We start from the raw sequence: 5,080 nt of genomic DNA, 5'->3' as shown, positions 1-5,080 counted from the left end.
ACGCCGCACTCAATATTCAAATGGTTGGGGCATCAACCATTGGGTTAGGCGATGTAAGTCGGGCTTTGCCTGCAATTGCTGTTTGAGCCTAGAATCCCCACCATTCAATGGTGGGGAGTATGTCAATATTTAAATAGTTCAAAAGCAGGTCTGAAAATTTCAAAAAGCTCTTTGAATTGTAGTAAAGCGATGCAAGCTAGCTTGATCAAAGAAAATCAATAAGGCGATTTTTTTACAACCTACCGCATTCAGTTTTCTGTTAACAGACAATACTTTATTTGTTGTCATTAAAAACTCATTAACAGCGAGGTATTATGTCTCCAAATACTATTAACCACTTAATTCATGATCGGAACGCACGCGGTCGTGCTCAAATTGGCTGGCTCGATAGTTACCACACATTTTCCTTTGGTAGTTTTTACGATCCCAATCGTATGGGATTTCGCTCTCTCAGAGTGATCAATGACGATCGCATCGCCCCTGGTGCTGGATTCCCCACCCACAGTCATCGGGATATGGAAATCCTCACTTATGTCTTAGAAGGTGCAGTGGAGCATAAAGACAGCTTGGGTACAGGGTCGGTAATTCGTCCCGGTGACGCACAGATAATGAGTGCTGGTACTGGTATCGCCCACAGCGAATTTAATCCCTCACCAACTGAACCACTCCACTTACTCCAAATCTGGATTCTTCCAGACCAGCAAGGGCTAGCACCAAGATATGAACAAAAAGCTTTTTCCCTAGAAGAAAAACGCGGTAAACTACGTTTAATTGCTGCTAAAGATGGGCGCGATGGTGCTGTGACAATTCACCAGGATGTCGATTTATATACATCTGTCTTAGATGAAGGTGATGTTGTTAATTATCACGTCCTACCTCATCGTTACGCCTGGTTACAAATAGCTCAAGGTATAGCAAATCTAAATGGTGAAGAACTCAGAGCAGGCGATGGAGTGCAAATCAACGGTGAAGAACAACTAGAAATTAGTACCAATATTGGCGCAGAGATATTGCTTTTCGATTTGGGGTAATATCTATCCTAGTCCTTTCAAGGTGACTCGTAAAATCTATTTTTTTCTCTCTGTGCTTATGCGGTTTAAAAGTAATAGGACTTACGCAACTGGCATACAAGGCTTCTGGTATAAGAGTCAAGGGTCAAGGGTCAAGGGTCAAGGGTCAAGGTTTTTTGGACTTTTGACCTTTGACTCTGGATAACCTCTGGCGTTAAAAATATGACACTTGCGTAAATACTGAGTAATTTGTTTAACCGCATAGGCGCAGATGGCACAGAGGTAAGAGGTTATGGAGGTATTTATTTTCGAGAATTTTTACCCATTTTGAAAAACTTAATCAATTAGACTTAGAATTTGACAATATAAACCTTAAGTGTAAAAGGAATATTATGCAACTATCACCACAAGAAAAAGATAAATTACTAATTTTTACAGCTGGTTTATTAGCAGAAAGACGAAGAGAAAAAGGGTTAAGGCTAAATTATCCAGAAGCGGTAGCTTATATATCTGCGGCAATATTAGAAGGAGCAAGGGAAGGAAAAACTGTAGAAGAATTGATGAGTTATGGAACAACGTTGTTAGCTAGAGAAGATGTTATGGAAGGAGTTCCAGAAATGATTCCTGAAGTGCAAGTAGAAGCGACTTTCCCCGATGGAACCAAATTAGTCACTGTTCACGAGCCAATTCGCAAGTCTATTGTTCCTCTGACGCGCTCATAAATTGGAAGTTTAAAATTGGGAGTATTATCATGATTCCAGGAGAAATTATTACCCAACCCGGTGAAATCGAAATTAATGCCGGGCGGGATATTATCATACTATCAGTAGTGAATAAAGGCGATCGCCCGATCCAAGTGGGTTCTCATTTCCACTTCTATGAAGTTAACTCTGCACTGGAATTTGCTGAAGTTATTTATGAGGGTAAAGCCAGAACAATTGTACCATTTGAGCGATTTAGCCCCAATGATAAAACTAAAGGAATGCGTTTAAATATTCCAGCCGGGACAGCTGTCAGATTTGAACCAATAGATGAAGATGCTAAGGAAGTTGAGTTAGTCCCCTTTGCTGGCGATCGCAAGATTTATGGTTTTAACGGACTAATTAATGGGCCATTATAATTCGTAATTTGTAATGGGCTGCGCCCCGTTGCGCTAACGTAATTCGTAATTAAAGGAAAAAGCAACTCAATTTATTGATGAAGGCAAAAAATACGCGCAATCTTGTTCAAGGAAATTAGCAATGTATGTCAAAATCAGCTGCGAGATTAGGAATTGGAGGCCCTGTAGGTAGTGGGAAAACGGCTTTACTAGAGGCTATCATTCCCAAATTGATGGATAGAGGCATTGAAGTAGCAGTAGTTACCAATGACTTGCTGACTACGGAAGATGCAGACCGGCTCAAAGGTCGGGGGTTTTTGCCCCCTGAACGCATCATCGGCGTGGAAACGGGTAGCTGTCCACACACTGCTATTCGGGAAGATCCATCCATGAATATCCTGGCGGTGAAGGATTTGGAGTTGCTCTACCCACAACTAGATATCATCTTCATTGAAAGCGGAGGTGACAATCTAGCTTCTACCTTTAGTTACGATTTGGTAGATTCCTATATTTTTGTAATTGATGTGGGAGCCGGAGATGATATTCCTCGTAAAAAAGGCCCTGGTTTTGCACAAGCTAATTTAGTTGTAATCAATAAAATTGACATTGCTCCTTATGTAGGCGCTGACTTAGATTTAATGCGTCATCAAGCTCCCTTATACCGACAAGGAAAACCAATTGCTTATACCAATTGCAAAACGGGAGAAGGATTAGATCAAGTGATAAATTTTATTCTGGAGACTGTTCTATTTTGCAGTCCTTCTGTAATCGGAAGCTGAGATTTATTCAGATTATCGACATTGAAAACCCTCAAAAAAACGAAAAACTTAGAGTTAAGGCTAGAGTGCGATCGCAACGGTTATACAATTGTCAGCCATCAGTATACTGCTTATCCATTAGGTATCTCTAGAACTTTCCGTTCTGATCTTGCCAATCCTGAGCACACTTATTTATATATCACTAGCTCTTCTCCAGGATTACTAGCAAATGATCAGCTAAATATTTCGTTGCAACTCGCCGCTAATACTCATCTTTATCTTACTGATCAATCTGCGACCAAAGTTCATCCTATGCCCGGTGTCAGTTCAAAAGCAACTGCACATTATGAAATTGAAATTGGCGAAGGAGCAACCTTAGAATTTATCCCTGAACCGATCATTCTCTTCAAAGATGCAACTTTGGAGCAAACAACTTGCATTAAATGTCATCCGCAAGCAAAACTCTTCTTGAGTGAAATTATTGTACCAGGGAGACTTGCTAGGGGAGAGTTTTATGATTTTAACTACTACTCTAACCGCCTGCAAGTGACTTCTTGGGAAGGAGAGCTATGGTTTACCGATGCTATGCGCTTGGAAGGAAAACACAATGATTTCAAAAACTGCCAACTGTTTGCTTCTTCTCCTATTCTAAGCAATCTAATTGTTGTTTTACCCCAGACAAATCTACAATTATTGAGTAATAAATTAGAAAATATAGAAGCTGCTAATTGCGTTGGTGTCATCGTAGCAAGCTCGATTTTACCTCAGAGCAAAGGTCTTTTAATTAGAGCGATCGCAAGTGGCACTCACGGACTCAAAAATTACCTGCAATACGCTTTAAAATGCGTCCGCGATTGCAGCCATCAACCTGTTTTACCCTCTATTTCCCAATGATTGAACTAGCAAAAACTTACCTCGGCAATATCACAGAGAATGCTAACTTATGCGAACGGATAAAAAAAGTTAGCAAACAGCATTGCTTAGAAGTTTATCTAAGTCAAGTAGATAGCCGTAAAGGACGAATTCACTCTTGCGCCACCTCTGGCGTCGATGTTGGGATTGTTAAAAATCGGGATTGGTTCCTGCGAGAAGGAGATATCTTTGAAACTCAACAGGGTAAATTACTGCTAATTCACCTACAAGAGCAAAAGGTGATGGTACTAAGTTTTGCCGAGTTAATAAACGATTCTTCCTTAAAAACCCTAGGCGATCGCGCCATTGAGTTAGTTCATTTAGGTCATGTTTTAGGCAATCATCACTGGCCGATTATCGTTCAAAATGGCAAGCTTTATATTGAGCTAGTTATAGATGCAGAAGTTATAGAAGCAACAATTCGGAATTTTTCTATTCCTGGCTTACAAATTGACTACGAATGGCGATCGCCTAAACAACACTTTACCTTTTCGGAACACACGCACCAGCATAATAATTCGTAATTCGTAATTCGTAATTTGGCTTTATGAGTGAGTTTACAGTTGCTCAACAACTGGCCCTAATGCAGTTGTCTGATTCTTTTTTCCCCTCTGGTTCTTTTACCCTATCTCACGGATTAGAAGCTTTGGTGCAAGAAGGACAACTGTGCTCTGCACAAGATTTGCAAACTTTTCTGCGGTTACTATTGCGTAATCAGATCGGGCCGACGGATATTGTAGCCTTGATTCATGCTTACCGAGGAAGTGCGATCGCTGATTTAGCAGCTGTGCGACAGGCGGATGCTCAACTATTCGCCCAAACCCTAATCGAAAAAACTCGTGAGACAGCACGCAAAAGCGGACGCGCCTTGCTAATGGTTGCTAGTGCGACTTGGCAAGATTCTCAATTAACAACCCTCAGTTTAGATGCAGCTAAAGGGGAAATTCACTGTTTACATCCAGTTATCTTTGCCGTAGTTGGTAGAGTAGCTCTGTTGAGCGAACAAAATACAGTGCTGGCTTTTTTGCATAGCTTGATTACAGGATTATTAGGGGCTGCAATTCGTTTAAGTATTCTGGGACACCTCCAGGCGCAACAAGTCTTGCTCCAGCTAGCACCCGATATTGAAGCAACCCACCAAATAGCTGCATCTTTGACCCTAGATCAGATGTGGTCTTGTACCCCAGCGATCGACATTGCTCAAATGCGGCATCAAAAATTGGCTCATAGGTTATTTGCTAGTTAGGGAATGGGAAGATAGGGAATAATTTTGCCAATGCCCCATGCCCCATGCCCCATTC

7 protein-coding genes are annotated in these 5,080 nt (G+C 41.2%); all 7 read left to right on the top strand.

The genetic code is table 11. The features are described from left to right. Nucleotides 1–314: 314 nt before the first annotated feature. The 7 genes from IQ246_RS28805 to IQ246_RS28775 all read left to right on the top strand — a co-directional run bounded on the left by IQ246_RS28805 (nucleotide 315) and on the right by IQ246_RS28775 (nucleotide 5,025). Complete coding sequence (locus IQ246_RS28805) at nucleotides 315–1,031, top strand: pirin family protein (protein WP_194006705.1); 717 nt, start codon at nucleotides 315–317, stop codon at nucleotides 1,029–1,031. 371 nt (nucleotides 1,032–1,402) lie between these two features. Beyond that, nucleotides 1,403–1,732, top strand: coding sequence for an urease subunit gamma (ureA, locus tag IQ246_RS28800; RefSeq protein ID WP_194006704.1), 330 nt, complete (start codon nucleotides 1,403–1,405; stop codon nucleotides 1,730–1,732). Nucleotides 1,733–1,761: 29 nt separating this feature from the next. Then, nucleotides 1,762–2,130, top strand: a complete 369-nt coding sequence (gene ureB / locus IQ246_RS28795; protein ID WP_194006703.1) for an urease subunit beta — start codon at nucleotides 1,762–1,764, stop codon at nucleotides 2,128–2,130. A 125-nt stretch (nucleotides 2,131–2,255) separates the two neighbouring features. Then, nucleotides 2,256–2,888 (top strand): urease accessory protein UreG, encoded by a 633-nt coding sequence (gene ureG, locus IQ246_RS28790; RefSeq protein ID WP_194006702.1) that lies wholly within the window; start codon nucleotides 2,256–2,258, stop codon nucleotides 2,886–2,888. Nucleotides 2,889–2,909: 21 nt separating this feature from the next. Then, complete coding sequence (locus IQ246_RS28785) at nucleotides 2,910–3,761, top strand: urease accessory protein UreD (protein ID WP_194006701.1); 852 nt, start codon at nucleotides 2,910–2,912, stop codon at nucleotides 3,759–3,761. Then, nucleotides 3,758–4,303: an urease accessory protein UreE gene (locus tag IQ246_RS28780; RefSeq protein ID WP_194006700.1), complete on the top strand. Its 546-nt coding sequence runs from the start codon at nucleotides 3,758–3,760 to the stop codon at nucleotides 4,301–4,303. Before IQ246_RS28785 ends, IQ246_RS28780 begins: the two co-directional genes overlap by 4 nt. 23 nt (nucleotides 4,304–4,326) lie before the next feature. Beyond that, nucleotides 4,327–5,025 (top strand): urease accessory protein UreF, encoded by a 699-nt coding sequence (locus tag IQ246_RS28775; protein WP_194006699.1) that lies wholly within the window; start codon nucleotides 4,327–4,329, stop codon nucleotides 5,023–5,025. The last annotated feature ends 55 nt before the right edge of the window (nucleotides 5,026–5,080 follow it).

Origin of the sequence: aff. Roholtiella sp. LEGE 12411 (assembly GCF_015206995.1) — a bacterium.
Lineage (GTDB): Bacteria > Cyanobacteriota > Cyanobacteriia > Cyanobacteriales > Nostocaceae > Komarekiella.
The sequence above is the reverse complement of the archived record's forward strand: the minus strand, read 5'-3'. Positions and strand labels throughout refer to the sequence as shown.

What these genes read in the sequence shown, in the direction of transcription:
- ureG (WP_194006702.1), top strand. Translation starts at nt 2,256, where the DNA reads ATGTCAAAATCAGCTGCGAGATTAGGAATTGGAGGCCCTGTAGGTAGT.
- IQ246_RS28805 (WP_194006705.1), top strand. Translation starts at nt 315, where the DNA reads ATGTCTCCAAATACTATTAACCACTTAATTCATGATCGGAACGCACGC.
- IQ246_RS28780 (WP_194006700.1), top strand. Translation starts at nt 3,758, where the DNA reads ATGATTGAACTAGCAAAAACTTACCTCGGCAATATCACAGAGAATGCT.
- IQ246_RS28775 (WP_194006699.1), top strand. Translation starts at nt 4,327, where the DNA reads ATGAGTGAGTTTACAGTTGCTCAACAACTGGCCCTAATGCAGTTGTCT.
- ureB (WP_194006703.1), top strand. Translation starts at nt 1,762, where the DNA reads ATGATTCCAGGAGAAATTATTACCCAACCCGGTGAAATCGAAATTAAT.
- ureA (WP_194006704.1), top strand. Translation starts at nt 1,403, where the DNA reads ATGCAACTATCACCACAAGAAAAAGATAAATTACTAATTTTTACAGCT.